Below are 15,196 nucleotides of genomic sequence, written 5' to 3' on the forward strand. Positions count from 1 at the left end.
GGCCATGAGCGTGGTGGCCAGAAAGGAGGGCTGTATGCTTCCGCATACGCCGTTTTTAGAAAAAGCACAGACGGTTCTACAGACCTCCTTTCATGAAGGCCGGGCCTATGTATATTACGTGGATCTTGCACAGCTTAAGGGAGTGAACCGCCTTAACGGCATGGAGCGCGACGGCGCGCTGCACTTGACGGCAGCGGAGTATATCAGTCGAATCCCGGAGGCAGCGGCGTGCGAAAGAATTTTTTCAGATCAGTTTGCAATTCTTGCCATTACCAGGGAAACCCGGTCAAAAGGAGAGATGGCACGTGCTTATGATGAACATGCCGAAGCGTTCCTGTCAAAGCAGGGGCGGATACTTTCCCGCGGCCATATGCAAATTCATTGCGGCATTGCACCTGTTGAAAGGAAGGAAAGCCTGGCGGACGCACTGGATAACGCATATACGGCGTGTCGGCACGCCGGAAATCATGGGACAAATCATGGGGCGATGGTTAAAAAGGATATGGCGGGGGAGATGGACGATCTGGAGCGTTTTATCTTTTATCTTCAGCCCAAGGTGAACGTTGAGAGCGGAGAGATCATTGGATCGGAAGCCTTGACCCGGCTGATCCGGGAAGGCACGGTGATCCCCCCCGAGGCCTTTATACCCATCATGGAGAAAAATGGGTCCATCCTGGAACTGGACCAAATGATGCTTCGCAAAGTCTGTGCTCATATGGCACAAAGGCTGCTGGGAGGACTGCCCGTGGTGCGCACTTCCGTCAATCTGTCCCGCCTGCATATCAGAGAAGATGAAGCAAAAAGACTGCATGACATCGTGCGGGAATACGGCATACCGCCTCATCTGCTGGAGTTTGAGCTGACGGAGAGTATTCCTCTGAACGAGTTTGCAGGAGCGGCAAAATTCTGCGACCAGCTGCGCGGATATGGGTATACCGTGTCCATTGACGATTATGGAGCGGGGTACACCGGCATGAACATCCTTCAGGAACTCAATTTTGATGTGCTGAAATTGGATAAGAGGTTTCTTTCGGACAGGGAACCGCTGAAAAGCCGGAATCGGATCATTCTGCCGGATATGCTGCGCATCCTGAGGAAGCTTCACATCGATGCCCTATGTGAAGGCGTGGAGACTGCGGAGCAGTGCCGCTATCTTGCCGGGATTGGCTGTTCCAAGGCGCAGGGCTACTATTTTTCGCCGCCGGTTCCGCCGGAGGAATTCTATGACATGTACGAAACCATTCATGGACGATATGAAATGATGCCGAAAGGCCCGGCGGTGGGATAGAGCGACGATGAAAAAGGAGAGAGTTTATCGCAGACTGAGCTGGGACGGATGGTATGCTCTGGCCCGGGATTACTATGAGGAGCACGGCGATTTGCTGGTGCCATCCAATTATAAGACAAAAAAGGGCTACCGCCTTGGCCGCTGGATCGAGCGCCAGCGCGCCATGTACAATGGTATCCTGGGAGCGCCCATCTGCGGGGAGCGGCAGGCCGCATTGGAACGGATTGGAATGGTCTGGAGGCTGGAGGAGCGGCTGAAATGGCATGTGTGGATGGATATGGTGAAGGCATACCATGAACGTTATCACAATCTCGCCGTTCCCACCGATTATGTTACGAAGGATGGACACCGACTGGGATACTGGATCAAGGAGCAGCGGAAAAAGCGAAAGGCGGGCCGCATGCCTGAAGGGCAGATTCAGGATCTGGATCAATATGGCATGATCTGGAGCTGCTACGAGAAAAACAGCTGGTTCGACTGGTATGAGCTGGCTCAAAAATATCACCGGGAACATGGCGATCTCTTGGTCCCCTCCGAATACACTGCGGCGGGTGGGGAGAGGCTCGGCTTATGGATTGCTGTGCAGCGGGAACGTTATTTGGGCAAACGGAAGCGCAAACCACTCACCTTGGAACAGATTGAGGCTCTCGAACGGATGGATATGGTATGGACGGCATCCGGACTGAGGGAAGAAAAATGGAACAGGATGTATCATTGGGTTGAAGAATATGCTCTGCAGAACGGCAAACTGCCCTTGTGGCCGGAGATCAAAGCGCCGGACGGACGCAGCATGAACGGCTGGATCTCCACACAGCGGACCAGCCTCAGCCGGGGCAAGATATCCGCGGAGCGGGAAAATAAGCTGATGAAACTGGGCATTTATGCCTTTGGTAAAAAACCCGCCTCCTAGACGAAAAGGACCTCCTTTCAAAAAGGAGGCCCTTTAAAATGAACACGCTTTTAAGACTCACCGTTGGCAACAGCGGGACGATTCAGCACCTCCATGAATTCTTCTCCGGTGATGGTCTCTTTTTCGAGCAGGAAGTCGGCCAGCTCGTGGAGCTTGTCCGCGTTCTCCTCCAGGATCTTTCTGGCCTTGCCATGGGCCTTCTTGATCAGGCTGAGCACTTCACTGTCAATTTTGGCGGCTGTTTCGGCGGAGCAGGCAAGAGCCGTATCTCCGCCCAGGTATTGGTTGGTGACGGTCTCAAGGGCCATCATGTCGAATTCCTCACTCATGCCAAGGCGGGTGACCATGGCGCGGGCAAGCTTGGTGGCCTGCTCGATATCATTGGAAGCGCCGGAGGTGGCCACGCCAAAGACGAGTTCTTCGGCGGTGCGGCCGCCGGTCAGCGTGGCGATTTTATCAAAAGCTTCCGTTCTGCTCATCAGCACCCGTTCGCCTTCCTCGATCTGCATGGTGTAGCCCAGTGCACCGGAGGTGCGGGGGACGATGGTGATTTTATGAACCGGCGCGGAATGTTTCTGCTTGGCTGCCACCAACGCATGACCAATTTCGTGGTAGGCGATGATTTTCTTCTCCCGATCGGAGATCACCGCGGTCTTGCGCTGATAGCCGGCGATAACTGTTTCCACCGATTCCTCCAAATCCCGCTGCTCCACCTGAGTGCGGCCCGCCCGGACGGCGGCCAGGGCGGCCTCGTTGATGATGTTGGCCAGCTCCGCGCCGGAAGCGCCGGCTGTGGCCCGGGCCACAGCGTTGTAATCCACACCGGACGCCATATTTACATTTTTGCTATGAACCTTGAGGATGGCTTCCCGGCCCATGAGGTCGGGTAGCTCCACGGGTATGCGGCGGTCAAAGCGGCCGGGACGGAGCAGGGCCTTATCCAGCGTTTCCGGACGGTTGGTGGCCGCCAGAATCACTACGCCCTTGCTGGGATCGAAGCCATCCATTTCAGCAAGAAGCTGATTGAGCGTCTGCTCCCGTTCGTCGTTGCCGCCCACACCGAGAGCGTTGTCCCGCTTCTTGCCAATGGTGTCGATCTCATCGATGAATACGATGCAGGGCGCCTTCTCCTGGGCCTGTTTGAATAAATCCCTCACCCGTGCGGCGCCCATACCCACGAACATTTCCACAAATTCCGATCCTGATATGGAGAAGAAAGGAACTTTGGCCTCGCCGGCCACAGCCTTTGCAAGCAATGTCTTACCTGTCCCGGGAGGGCCCACCAGCAGAGCGCCCTTGGGAATGGTTGCGCCGATGGCCTTGTATTTCTCTGGATTATGCAGAAGATCCACGATTTCCGCCAGCGCATCCTTAGCCTCGTCCTGACCGGCCACATCGTCGAAGGTTTTGCCGGTCTGGGCCTCCACATACACCTTGGCGTTGCTCTTGCCAAAGGTCATGGCATTGCCGCCCATTCTTTTTTTCATGGCCCGGAAGAAGAGCTGGCCCACCAGCACCATGAGTCCGATGGGGAGAATCCAGTAGAGCAGAAAGTCCACCAGCGGTGAATTTTCTTGGGGGATGACCTTGGAATACTGCGCACCCGATTCCTGCAGACGGTTCACCCGGTCCGGGTCGTCCATAAGACCGGTGATGAACACCTTTTTATCGTTGTCCTTAAGAGTGTAAGCGATCTGTTTTTCGTCAATTTCCACTTGGGCAATGTTTTTATCATCCAGCTGGGTGAGGAAGGTGCCGTAGTCCACTTCCTCCACTGAAATGCGGTTCATGCTCGGAAACAAGAAGGCATTGAGGCATATCAGTATGATGAGCGCAATGATATAATAAAATATTATGGGTTTCTTTTCCTTGATCGGGGGTTTTTCATTCATGGCTGTTCCTCCTGTTCCTTATAGGTTTTCCCGGTTTGCTCCAGGCTATCAAGGCTTATTAGAAGCATGTTGAAGCGTTCAAGCCCCTGCAAAATGATATTGAGATCCTCATCGGACTGTTCCCGCAAAAGAGCGAATTGAGGATCCCGGGGGGAGGGCTTCAGTGAACAGAAAAGCTTCTGCGCCTTTTCGGTGATTGCAAGGCGGACAATCCGTTGATCCTGCTGGTCCCGGGTGCGGCGGATAAGGTCCTTTCTTTCCAAAGTCTTGCAGGCATTGGAGAGGTTGGAACCCGCCATATGCAGGGCTTTGCTCAACTCGCCCGCGGTGGAATCACCCTTCATCAGCTCCAGCAGGATGATGGCCTGAACAGGCGTGATGCCAAGGGGGGCGTAGACATCATGGAGCAGGGCCGTGAAACGAAGGTTGATGCTTCTAATCAGCTCCATGAGCCGTTCCTGAAATACATTGGGATCCATGAACATCCTCCTTGCGATACTATACTGGATAAATAATATGATGTATAATATATATTGTCAATAAATATTTGATTAAAATTGTGCATGTCGAATTTGGTCGATCGAATGTTTTTATGATATACTTAATTTGGAATCCGTTGAAGGGGGGATTGATGGTTGGGTTTAACGGAAGGCTTAATTATCATTGCGGTTGTACTGCTTTTATGCGTAACTTCCAGTAAGCTGCTTTATCGTTTTGGGGTGCCCACACTCCTCATTTTTATGGTGCTGGGCATGGTGTTTGGGTCGGACGGTCTGGTGGGCATCGAATTTGATAATTACGAACTTGCCCGCAAGATCTGTTCGGTGGGACTTATCTTCATCATGTTTTACGGCGGCTTTGGCACCAGCTGGCGCACGGCAAAACCGGTCATTGGGCCGGCTGTTTGCATGTCCACGCTGGGAGTTGTGATCACGGCGGGGCTGACCGGTGTTTTTTGTCATCTGATTCTGCATTGTTCCTGGCTGGAAGGGCTCTTAATCGGTTCGGTGGTGGCCTCCACGGATGCCGCCTCCGTTTTTGCCATACTTCGTTCCCGCAAGCTGAACCTAAAAGGGGGATTGGCGCCGCTTTTGGAAGTGGAAAGCGGCAGCAATGACCCTTTTGCCTATATGCTCACCATGATCATGGTCATGCTGATCAAGGGGGAAGGCGCAGGCTCCATCCCTCTTATGCTGGTGCTTCAGCTGGCGGTGGGCCTCGGTATCGGTTTTGGTTTTGCCAAGCTGGCCGCCATGGTCTTAAGGCGCATCAATCTGGAGATCGACGGCCTCTATCCGATCTTTGTCACGGCGGTGGTGGTGCTGGGCTATGCGCTCAGTGAATACCTCGGCGGCAATGGTTATCTATGCGTCTATATCATCGGTATTGTGCTGGGCAACAGCCGAATCATGCACAAGCGCAGCTTGGTGCATTTTTTCGATGGGATCTCCTGGGTGATGCAGATCATGCTGTTTTTTACCCTCGGGCTTTTAGCCTTCCCGTCCCAGATGCCGCAAATTATTGTTCCCGGTATCTTGGTTTCCATTTTCATGATCGTGGTGGCCAGGCCGCTGGCAACCTTCAGCATTCTGAGCTGGTTCAAAATACCCTTCAAGCAGCAGCTGCTGGTTTCCTGGGTGGGCCTTCGCGGCGCGGCTTCCATCGTGTTCGCCATCTATGCGGTGGCTAACCATGCGCCGCTGAAAGGCGATATCTTCCATATGGTCTTTTTCGTAGCCCTTTTCTCGGTGGCAGTGCAGGGCACTCTGATTCCAAGGCTGGCCAAAACCCTTGGGCTGGTGGAGAAGGAGAGCTCCGTGTTCAAAACCTTTACCGATTACCAGGAGGAGAATCAAACCAAGCTTTTGGAATACCGGATTCATCCCCACAGTCCCTGGGCAAACAAGACCATCATTGAAGCCGAGATACCTGAGGAGATTCTGGTCGTCATGGTCAAGCGTGGCAGGGATGTGGTCGTTCCAAAGGGATCCACTCTCATCAAGGTGGGGGATACGCTGGTGCTCAGCGGACAAAACTTCAAGGTCCTGCGCAATCTCAGACAGGATAAGCAGCACAAGCATCCCAAAGATGCACCACCCAGTATTGGTGAAGGCGGATGATGGTGCGTCTTTTGCCGGCGGATGCGGAAGATGCGGATAAGATCTTCATCTTGAATCAAAAACACGTGGCGTGCTATGAGGATCTGCCTCCAATCCAGTATGATCGTGTAATGGCTTGGATCCGGCAAAAAATTATTCAGAATTTGAATCGATATTGCTGCATCTGGGCTGATGATGCCAAGGCGGGCTATTATTTGATGCTGGAAGAGGATGATCGCTGGGAACTCAATGATCTCTACCTTCATGAGGCCTATCAAGGCCGTAGAATCGGGACGCAGGTGATCCAAAAGTGTTTGGCGCTGGCCGGAGAAAAGGAACTTCGCCTCTATGTTTTTGAGCGAAATGTGGGCGCCATCCGTTTCTATGAACGGCTGGGTTTTGAAAAGGCAGTTCGTTTGCCAGGCAGGTTCATCATGGTCCATAAAAAGGGTTAAAAAAAGCTCAGTGTCAAAACACTGAGCTTTTTTTACTTATTCGTTCCAGCCATCCAGAGCTGCATGAGCTACCCGAAGCTGATCGACGATCTCGATATGCTGGGGGCATTTGGTCATGCAGGCGCCACAGGCGATGCATTTGGATACGTCCTGGCCGGCATTGCGGGTGAACATGTAGGTCCGCTGGGGGTTGTCGAAATTACGAAACATCATGCCCGTATTGTATTTGTGGAAGATACCGGCGATGTCCACACCCTTGGGACAGGGCATACAGTATTCGCAGCCCGTGCAGGGGATGGTAACTCTGCTTTCGTAGGCGGCCTTGGCTCTTTGCACGATGTCCATCTCTTCGGCCGTCATGACTCCGGGCAGAGCATCGGGCTGAGAGAAGATACGAATATTATCCTTCAGCTGCTCCAGCGTAGTCACGCCGCTCAGGATTGTGCTCACCTCCGGGTGATTGTACATGTATCGGAAAGCCCATTCGGCGGGGGAGCGCTTGACGGGATATTCGTCGTAAATAGCTTGAACATCATCCGGCGCATTGGCAAGGCCGCCGCCTCGAAGAGGCTCCATGATGACCAGCGCCGTGCCCTGCTTTCCGGCCAGTTTGATGCCCTCCTCGGTCACTTCCTTATCGCAGTCCAAAAGGTTTTGCTGAACCTGGCACATGGCCCACGGATAGAATTCCAGAATTTCTTTGAAGGGCTCATATTCACCGTGGTAAGAGAAGGCAATGGCGCCGATAAGCCCCTCTTCCTTGAATTTTTCATATTCCTCAATAACCTTGCGCTTCTTGATGTCTTCCCAGGCGCTGGCCTGGATGTTGTGGATGAGATAGACATCAATATGGTCAGTCCGAAGCTTCTTAAGAGTGTTTTCCAGATTCCTTCGGATATTGCTTTGGGTTTTCATCACAGCAAAGGGCTGCTTGGTGGCAATTTTAACCCGCTCCCGATAACCGCCGTCCAAGGCCTCACCTAATATTTCCTCGCTCTTTTGCCGGTGATAACCATAGGCGGTATCAAAATAATTGACGCCATGATCCGCTGCATAACGGATAAGCTCAAAAGCCTTCTCCCGATCAACCTCCACGCTTCCGTCCGCTTTGACGATTCGAGGCAGGCGCATACAGCCCATGCCAAAAGCGGACACTTCGAAACCTTCCTTCCCATAAGGACGATATTGCATCTCACATCCTCCTCTCGTGTAATCGTTATCTATATTATAGGACAGGACGGAGACACATGCAAGGTAATGAGGTAAAAAAAGGGTATGGAGACCTCCATACCCTTTGATTTAATTGGTTTTCGCCTGTTGTCCCTGCTTGATGAGCTGATTGCCGAGGACCGCCGCACCGGTCACCAGAATGCCCTGGATGACGCTCTCAACCGACAGGCCCATCAGCCCTATCGCGCCACCGATTCCCAGCATCAGCAGCACGAAGGGAATCGTCCAGTTCGGCACCTTCTCAAAGGCGTGCTTGATCAGCGCGCCCACGATCCAAAGCGCCGGGATCAGAATCAGTGCGTCCCCTATGATATAATCCATAAACTTCACTTTCTATCCCTCCCCGTCGTCCATCTTGATGATCGCCTCAAAACCCGCCGCTTCCGCCGCTTCCTTCGCCGCCTCCGCATTGGCCTTGTCCCGGTACGCTCCGATCTGCACCCGGTACAGAGCATCGTCATGAGCCTCCGTTGCCTGAGCCAGGGCCGCCCAGGTCCTGGGACCGGTCTTACCGTCCACCTCGAGGTTGTGCTTGCCTTGGAAGTCCTTCACCGCCGCCTCCGTTGCCGGGCCGTAGGTCCCGTCCACATCAAGTCCATAGCCCAGCCCGTTCAGGATGGTTTGCAGTTCCTTCACTTCTTCGCCCTTGGACCACTTGACCAGTACGTTGTGTCCCTTCGTCACATCAATCACCGCCTCCCCTCCGGCATAGGCCGCCTCAACCGCCGAAACAAACTTGTCCCAATGGGGCAGAATCAGCGCCGGACAGTACTTTTTTGGGTACCAGTGCTGATGGGTGGTCACATTGGCGAGGGGAATGCCATGCTTGTGCATGAGCTGGGCCACCAGCTTTGCGGCGTTCTCCTCCGCCTTCGCCTGGTCGATCCCCGCGTTCATGCACACCTCGATGCCAATGGACTGGGTATTCCCGGGGCCCCGGCCGTCGGCGGCGTGCCAGCCCTGCTCGGTGTCGGCAAGGTGCTGATAGATCACGCCGTCATCCACGGTGTAATGCCAGGAGACCTTCTGGCCCCCGGCGCCGCTCAATAGGTAGCCTGCATGGGCCTTTGCGTCCGCGCCCTTTGCAGTGTTGCCGGTGTTGTGCATGGTGATATACTTCGGGGTCATGGTCCGCCCCGGTTTGTTCTTCGCTCCCGCCGGGAGCAGCTGCTCTATGAGTTGCATTTGCTCCTTAAGAATCTGCATATGCCTCACACTCCTTTGCTTAACCCTACCATGGGAAGGGGAATTGAAGGTGCAGCGCTAAGAAATTGCTGCAATAAAATATCCCACCACGCCGGACAGGAAAGCCGCCATGATGTAGCCCATGGCCTGCTCCCAGCGCTTTGCGGGTTTTTGTTCGATGATTTCCTGACGCTTGCTCAAAGAATCGATGTCTTTACGCATGCTTTTCATTTCGGTGGCCAGTTCGTGAACCGATTGCGCCAGTTCATGACTCTCCTCGATCATTTTTTCCAGCCGGTCGAGCCGGTCTTTATCCCTCGCGAACCGCTCGTCTGCAATCTTGCACCGGCCTTCATAAGCTTCCTTCGTCACATACTCCATAAATTCACCCCGCTTTGTATCATTTTGTAACACCCATCGCCTGCCAAGTGTTTTCCGAGGCCCAGTGGGGTGCAACCCGGACCCATTCGCCATCCACGGCATAGTACAAACGGCAGGCTGTCCAAACACCGTTCACCGGGCAGTATACGCCAAGATAGGGGGATAGGGTGATTGTGGGAGAATAAGCGCTGTAGCTGCTCCATACGCCGAAGGAATTTTTTGCCCGAACCCGATAGCGGAACTGACTGCCTGCGGGCGGATCTCCTGTATAATCAAAGGCGGTATAGCCGCAGGGGGCCGTGATCAGCGAGTTTTCCGCCGTGTTCTGGATGACGGCAAAGCCTTTCCAGCCACTGCCAAGATTGCAGTCCACGCTGACTTCATAGGCTTCCAGCGTTCCGGAATTTGGGGCTGCGGCATTCCAAGACAAAAGAATCTGACCATCGGGTTCGATGGTCGTTAAGCTGGAGGAGAGACCGTTTGGCGTGGATGGAGTGAGCGCTTTTTGAATGGAACCCGTGACAGGCGAGTCGGTCCAATTATTGCCGGAGACGGAGGCTCCGCCCACGGCCCGAACCATGAAGCGATAGGAATTTCCGCGAACACCGCCGTTCCAGGTATGATTGAGCGTGACGCCGGATACGGAGCCGAGGCTGTTCCATCCGCTCCAAGAGCTGCCGGGCGATGCCGTTTGATAATAGATTTCATAACGGCTGACAGGATTGCCGCTGTATGCTGTTGCGGCATTCCAGGAGATTCGGACCGACTCAAAATAGCCCGAACCAGGACTGAGAGTGACCGCGCCCATGGCGGGTCTTTGGACAAGATAAATTGACGGACTATTGCCATAGGCGGAACTGGAATGCTGTCCGTTGGCGCAGATATGATATTGTATGCTTTCAGCACTGTTGACGCTGGGTACAAAATCTTTGTAAGAGGCATTGCCTAGATTTCCAATGTTGTACCAGCCGGTCGAGAAGCCATTCCTTTCGATATGATACTGACCGGAATAGCTTAGTATGGGATTGTTGGTTCCGGCACGGGCAGTCCAGCTGATGCGCACGGCGTCTCCAATGAGCATGGATTTTTTATCGGTTTCGACAGTCGGTGTGCTGGGATTGGTGTAATAGGGGGTTGCAGTGGGTGTGGCCATGGTGGTGGAAAAGATACCGGAGGTTTTAAAATAACCGCCGCTGGCCGTCCAAATGGAACAGGTCAAAGGGGTGCCGGAAATATTTTCGATATCGATGGACACGCTGCCCGTTCTGGTCCCAGGATAACTCCAGTAATCACTGGTGCTCTTGAATTGTACCGATCGAGTTGTCCCGCCATAGGAGACATAGAAATTCATATCGGTTCCAGTACCAGTCCCCAGATGGGCTCGGGTGTCATTGATGTCGCTGCCGGAATGGGTGGTGAAGCGGCCTGTCAGCGAAAAGGTGTAGCGAACCACGCTGCTGATTCGAACACAGGAACAGGTGACCTCATAGGTTATATAGGGTGGGTCGCCGATATTATTTTGAGGATATATGGTCATGCCGATCCCCCCTTAAATGGGTTTCAGCCACAGCTTCCCCGGAATGACGGGGGGCGTATCGGTGGCATAAATAATGGCGTGAGAGATCTGGGCGGTATCGGCGGCAACGGCGTCTTCGGCCAGCGCGCCCACGTCGCCCGGGGTCAGGACGATGTCGCCGGTAAGGGCATGCCCATTGATGGTTTGTGCGTTTCGCACCATGGTGTCCCGGATGGGCACACCCGAATCGTCCACCACTAGTCCGTCCAAGGTTTTGGGGTAGAGCATCACATAGTCGTCCTCGAATATACCGCTGTTGCCCACCCGCTCGTGCATAAGGATATTTTTAATTGTCATATCCATCACCTTTCATCCGTTATATTTCTTTGTACCAAAGATATCCCACGGACAGATCCACGGGGGGAAGCTCGGATACGGTGATCTGGCTTGGAATTCCCAGCACAAGCTCCCAGTCGGCGCTGCCGTCCTGTGGAATGGCGCCGACATTGTTTCTTTTGGCTGCCCAGAGGGCATTCTTGTAAGCCACGCAGTCGTCGGTTTGATACTGCTGGATGGAGCTCCAGGCATAGCGGTAGGACAAGCCCGTGCCGCTTACGCCCTGGGGACCTCGCACCACCATCGGTACAAAATAGGCGGTGTTGGTGGGCAGGATGCCAAGGGGAATGTCAAGAACAATACCCATGTACGCCTCAATATTGTCCTCCCGGGCGTAGGTGACCACATCGTATTTGGTATAGGCGGTGTTTTCGTTCCATGCGCCCTTGTATTTGACAATGTTGACCAGGTAGTCTTCCACCTCGTCGCGATAGAAACGCTCCAGAGAAATGGCGATATCCACAAATTTATTGAGATTTTCCGCGTTGATAATCATGGTTTTGAGGGCCGGATTGTCCTCGAGAAGGGCGTTGGCGCTGGTCAGATTGTCCTGTTCAAGAAAGTCGTAGTACTGTTTGACGGTGCCAAGATATTCGGGCGTCACATCGCTGAAGCGAGTGAGGGCGTCGATTTCATCGGGGAACTGGTTGCTCAAATCCATATAAGTTCTGCTCATTTAATCACCTCATTAGATTCATTCAGGAAGGGTCGGATAGAATTTGATCATGTCCAAACTCATGGTGGTGTCCGTGGAGGAGTAGGCGATCTGCTTGATCAGGTACTCAGCGGAAACACCGGTGATTTTGGAGGTATAGGCAATCTTTTGATTGACGTCCAGCCAATAGATGGCGATGGTTTCAAGGGACATGCCATCGTTGAGCCGGGTGAGACGCCATAGTTCATAATCCGCTCGCTGCTGGGCGAGGTCGTTCGTGGTAATCAAATCGTAGTCGCCGCCGCTCAATACCTCCATTCGCTCACCGATACGGGAGATGGAGAAGGGGCTGTCCGTCAGCGTGTCCTTGGCTTCACCGTAGATCTGCGTACCGTCGTCCAGTGTCCTGCCATAAACAGCCACGCGGTTTTTGACCTCACTGAAGTCATAGTCGGTGGATTCATTTACCACTAGGCTTTGCAGGATGGTGTCATCCAGCACCACCGGATCGGAGGACCCCGAAGGAATGGCTTCAAAGACGAAGGTTCCGTTGGTATCGAAGAAGAATTCCCAGCCGGGGTAGAGGTCCCGAATCTTGGCCATGATTTCATAAAGAGTGGTTCCAAGAGAAAAAACCAGATCGTAGGGGATGGCGCCAAGGTCGTCGATCCGGTAGGGAATGGCTGAGTCCAAGGTTTCAAGAAGAGAAATGAGCACACTGCGGGCACTGGACCCCGCAGGAATGGTGATTTCCGAAACCATCTGGGGGTTGTAGCAGGTATTCACCAAAACGCTCATAAGGTCGCTGCAGGACAAACTCAGCTCCTGTGTGGAAGCATCGAAACTGTAGCTTGCACCGTCGATGATGAAGATGCCCTGACCGTACCATATCGTTTGCTGCGTTCGCTGATCCTTAAGGCCCATATAGATGCGGAGAAATTTGTCCATCCAGATGCGGGAGCTGCTGCTGGGCGTGAAGGAGGCGTTTTGCACATAAAGGGAGAGAGAACAGGTCCTTCGAATATCCGAGTCGGCGTCAATGGAGATACTGTAATTGAGCGTGTTCCCCTCCAGGCTGTCCAGGATCTTAAAATCATGGCTCAGCAGCTCAACCTTGGAGAAGATCGCCCGGTTGGTCTGCTGGAGAAGATTGACGTCCTGGGTTTTAGGCATGTAACTCATAGGATTCCCCGCCTCAAGTTGCCATCGTAATCAATGAAATTGTTGATATAAAGGTCCACACCGGACTGAGCGTCGCCGATTTCCACCCAATCGAAGCTGGTAATAACCTTGTCAGGATGGGAGCTGGCATCTTCACTGGGTTCGCCCACGATGTTGATCAGCCACATGCGGCCGTCCTCATATTTAAGAATCTTGGGCCTGCCGTTGCATAAAAACTCCATGAGCGCCTCCCGGTACTGCCAGCCATCCTCGATGGACCAGTCATGGGTCTTTGCGTTCAATTTGGCAAATAGGCCGCTGGCCTGTCCGCTGTAATAGTTGGAGCTGCCGTTGGATTCATAATAGGGGTAGCGCCGGTCAATGGTGGTGATGGCGGAGGAGGGCCTGTTTTTCTGGGTGACGATCTCCGTTTCCAGCAGGGTGTTGAACCCATCGTTCCGCTCCATGATGAACAGCCCGTCAAAATGACTGAGGATGCGGTTGACGTTGATATTGCCTTCGGTATTTCCGATAACGGGAACGAGAGCGTACTCGTATTCGCAGTTGCTCTGGTTAAACCGGTCATAATAGGTGAACAGTGCATCCTCCTGGCTGCTGATATCCACCCGCTCCAGCGTCTGCCAAGCAAATTCGCCGTATTTGCGACGCTTAAGAAGGATGGCAGAAATCTGTGAAATGGTGTAGGTCACGTTGCCGGCATTGAGACTGTTCTCAAATTGGGCATGCAGAGCCGTGTCATAGTCCCATTCCTGGCTGATTTCTTCGGTATAGTTCTCACTTTTCTTCTGGACCGCCAGTTCGTCATACTGGCCGCCTTGGATTTTGACCGAGCCGATGGCGCCCACTTCATTGGCGGTGGCGTCCAAGGTGTGAGCCATGCCGCAAAAGGTGCTTCCGCAAAAGATCATGATGGATCACCTCCCATAACCTGTAGTTTTAGACTGAAAAGGTTTTTCGAGCGCTGGACCCATCCGAAGAGGGGGCCGGTAAGCGTGCTGACTTTTAGGCGGTTGCTGATGGCAACATAGTTGGTAAGGGCATTGTAGGCCCGAAGGTACAGATAAACGGAATCCTCGGAATCGCCTTCGAACTTTCCCCGCATGTAGGTGATCTCCACCTTCTGCCTTCCGTTGTCCAAAATCAGAATGGGACTGTAATCCACCAGTTGCTGAGCGATGAATTGGATGGTGAAATCGCTTTGCAGGTTGAAACCTTTGGAAAAGGTCACGCTGCTACCGGCCGTGGTCAGATCCACCCACGTACCATCCAGATAGGCGGGCGGATCGGGAGTGGCGGTGCCCTCCAGAATCACAATATTGGAGGTGATGCGGATGCTGCCCTGAAGGGGCTCGTTTTCCAGTTCCACCATTGAATAGAGGGCAGGAATCTTATACTTGACGGAAAAGCCGATAATGCCCGTATCCACGGGCATCCCCTTCACCGTGATACCCGTGGCCTGAAGAAAATAGACCGTTCCGTCGTTGAGGCCGCTGACGGTGTAGCTTAGGTTCTCGGTGTCATAGATGGGCCCGGAATGAAAAATTTCCACCTTGTTGTAGTCGTAAAGATGGATTTGGAAGGCGTTGAGCGGTTCATTTTCCAGCTGGGAATACTGCAAGGCCAGATTGAAGGATGAACTTTGAATCACCTGAGATTCCTCCAGATTTGAAAAGGAAAAGGAAGGCTCAGTGAAGCAGTAGAAAATGAGCTGCTGGCTGGATTCACTGGCCTGGTCCAGGGCGTCATATACTGTGAGGGCGGCGTTGTAGCATAAACCGTTGCCCGGGGTGCCGTCCTCCTTTTTTAGGGTGTTTGCTGGCAGCACATGCTCAAGGCGCATGGTCTGCTGGGTGGCGCTGTAGACCGTTTCATTGGTTTCATTGTTGCGAATGGTGAGGGTATTTTTGACCGCCTGATTGCCCTCATAAAGAAAAGCAAAGGTACAGCTGTTCTGAGCGTCAAAGGGGTCGATATTGAGTAAAATGGGCTGTGCCATGGCATACTCCT

At 53.3% G+C, this 15,196-nt stretch carries 16 protein-coding genes; 4 read left to right on the forward strand and 12 right to left on the reverse strand.

The features are described 5' to 3' along the window. Positions 1-34 precede the first annotated feature (34 nt). Both H8696_RS08645 and H8696_RS08650 read left to right on the forward strand, forming a co-directional pair. The gene (locus H8696_RS08645; protein ID WP_249316704.1) at positions 35-1,288 is read left to right on the forward strand and encodes an EAL domain-containing protein; all 1,254 of its coding nucleotides are present in this window, start codon (positions 35-37) and stop codon (positions 1,286-1,288) included. Positions 1,289-1,295: 7 nt separating this feature from the next. Then, positions 1,296-2,198, forward strand: a complete 903-nt coding sequence (locus H8696_RS08650) for a helicase associated domain-containing protein (protein ID WP_249316707.1) — start codon at positions 1,296-1,298, stop codon at positions 2,196-2,198. Between the two features lie 50 nt (positions 2,199-2,248). Here H8696_RS08650 and ftsH read toward each other — a convergent pair whose 3' ends face one another. Beyond that, positions 2,249-4,090: an ATP-dependent zinc metalloprotease FtsH gene (ftsH, locus tag H8696_RS08655; RefSeq protein ID WP_249316710.1), complete on the reverse strand. Its 1,842-nt coding sequence runs from the start codon at positions 4,088-4,090 to the stop codon at positions 2,249-2,251. After that, entirely contained in the window at positions 4,087-4,569 is a 483-nt protein-coding gene (locus H8696_RS08660) for a MarR family winged helix-turn-helix transcriptional regulator (protein WP_249316712.1), read from the reverse strand. Before H8696_RS08660 ends, ftsH begins: the two co-directional genes overlap by 4 nt. 156 nt (positions 4,570-4,725) lie before the next feature. Between H8696_RS08660 and H8696_RS08665 the strand changes: the two genes are divergently transcribed. Further along, positions 4,726-6,210 (forward strand): potassium/proton antiporter, encoded by a 1,485-nt coding sequence (locus H8696_RS08665; protein WP_249316715.1) that lies wholly within the window; start codon positions 4,726-4,728, stop codon positions 6,208-6,210. Continuing rightward, the gene (locus H8696_RS08670) at positions 6,207-6,644 is read left to right on the forward strand and encodes a GNAT family N-acetyltransferase (RefSeq protein ID WP_249316716.1); all 438 of its coding nucleotides are present in this window, start codon (positions 6,207-6,209) and stop codon (positions 6,642-6,644) included. The genes H8696_RS08665 and H8696_RS08670 overlap by 4 nt, the downstream gene beginning before the upstream one ends. Before the next feature lie 36 nt (positions 6,645-6,680). Here H8696_RS08670 and H8696_RS08675 read toward each other — a convergent pair whose 3' ends face one another. From H8696_RS08675 to H8696_RS08720, 10 genes are all read right to left on the reverse strand, one after another. Then, positions 6,681-7,835: an aldo/keto reductase gene (locus H8696_RS08675; protein WP_249316718.1), complete on the reverse strand. Its 1,155-nt coding sequence runs from the start codon at positions 7,833-7,835 to the stop codon at positions 6,681-6,683. A gap of 108 nt (positions 7,836-7,943) precedes the next feature. After that, entirely contained in the window at positions 7,944-8,195 is a 252-nt protein-coding gene (locus H8696_RS08680; protein ID WP_283244965.1) for a phage holin family protein, read from the reverse strand. Between the two features lie 12 nt (positions 8,196-8,207). Then, on the reverse strand, positions 8,208-9,080 hold the full coding sequence (locus H8696_RS08685; RefSeq protein ID WP_249316722.1) for a peptidoglycan recognition protein family protein: 873 nt from the start codon (positions 9,078-9,080) through the stop codon (positions 8,208-8,210). Positions 9,081-9,137: 57 nt separating this feature from the next. Next, positions 9,138-9,440 carry a hypothetical protein gene (locus tag H8696_RS08690; protein ID WP_249316724.1) on the reverse strand — a complete coding sequence of 101 codons (303 nt, stop codon included), beginning with the start codon at positions 9,438-9,440 and terminating at the stop codon, positions 9,138-9,140. A gap of 19 nt (positions 9,441-9,459) precedes the next feature. Then, complete coding sequence (locus H8696_RS08695) at positions 9,460-10,977, reverse strand: fibronectin type III domain-containing protein (protein ID WP_249316728.1); 1,518 nt, start codon at positions 10,975-10,977, stop codon at positions 9,460-9,462. A gap of 12 nt (positions 10,978-10,989) precedes the next feature. After that, the gene (locus H8696_RS08700) at positions 10,990-11,313 is read right to left on the reverse strand and encodes a hypothetical protein (RefSeq protein ID WP_249316730.1); all 324 of its coding nucleotides are present in this window, start codon (positions 11,311-11,313) and stop codon (positions 10,990-10,992) included. Between the two features lie 19 nt (positions 11,314-11,332). Next, positions 11,333-12,028 carry a hypothetical protein gene (locus H8696_RS08705; RefSeq protein ID WP_249316731.1) on the reverse strand — a complete coding sequence of 232 codons (696 nt, stop codon included), beginning with the start codon at positions 12,026-12,028 and terminating at the stop codon, positions 11,333-11,335. Positions 12,029-12,046: 18 nt separating this feature from the next. After that, on the reverse strand, positions 12,047-13,189 hold the full coding sequence (locus H8696_RS08710) for a DUF5048 domain-containing protein (RefSeq protein WP_249316733.1): 1,143 nt from the start codon (positions 13,187-13,189) through the stop codon (positions 12,047-12,049). Then, a complete protein-coding gene (locus H8696_RS08715; RefSeq protein ID WP_249316735.1) occupies positions 13,186-14,097 on the reverse strand; it encodes a hypothetical protein in 912 nt (303 codons plus the stop codon). The genes H8696_RS08710 and H8696_RS08715 overlap by 4 nt, the downstream gene beginning before the upstream one ends. After that, positions 14,094-15,185 (reverse strand): hypothetical protein, encoded by a 1,092-nt coding sequence (locus H8696_RS08720; RefSeq protein WP_249316737.1) that lies wholly within the window; start codon positions 15,183-15,185, stop codon positions 14,094-14,096. The genes H8696_RS08715 and H8696_RS08720 overlap by 4 nt, the downstream gene beginning before the upstream one ends. Between the last annotated feature and the right edge of the window lie 11 nt (positions 15,186-15,196).

Origin of the sequence: Gehongia tenuis (assembly GCF_014384795.1) — a bacterium.
Lineage (GTDB): Bacteria > Bacillota > Clostridia > Christensenellales > NSJ-53 > Gehongia > Gehongia tenuis.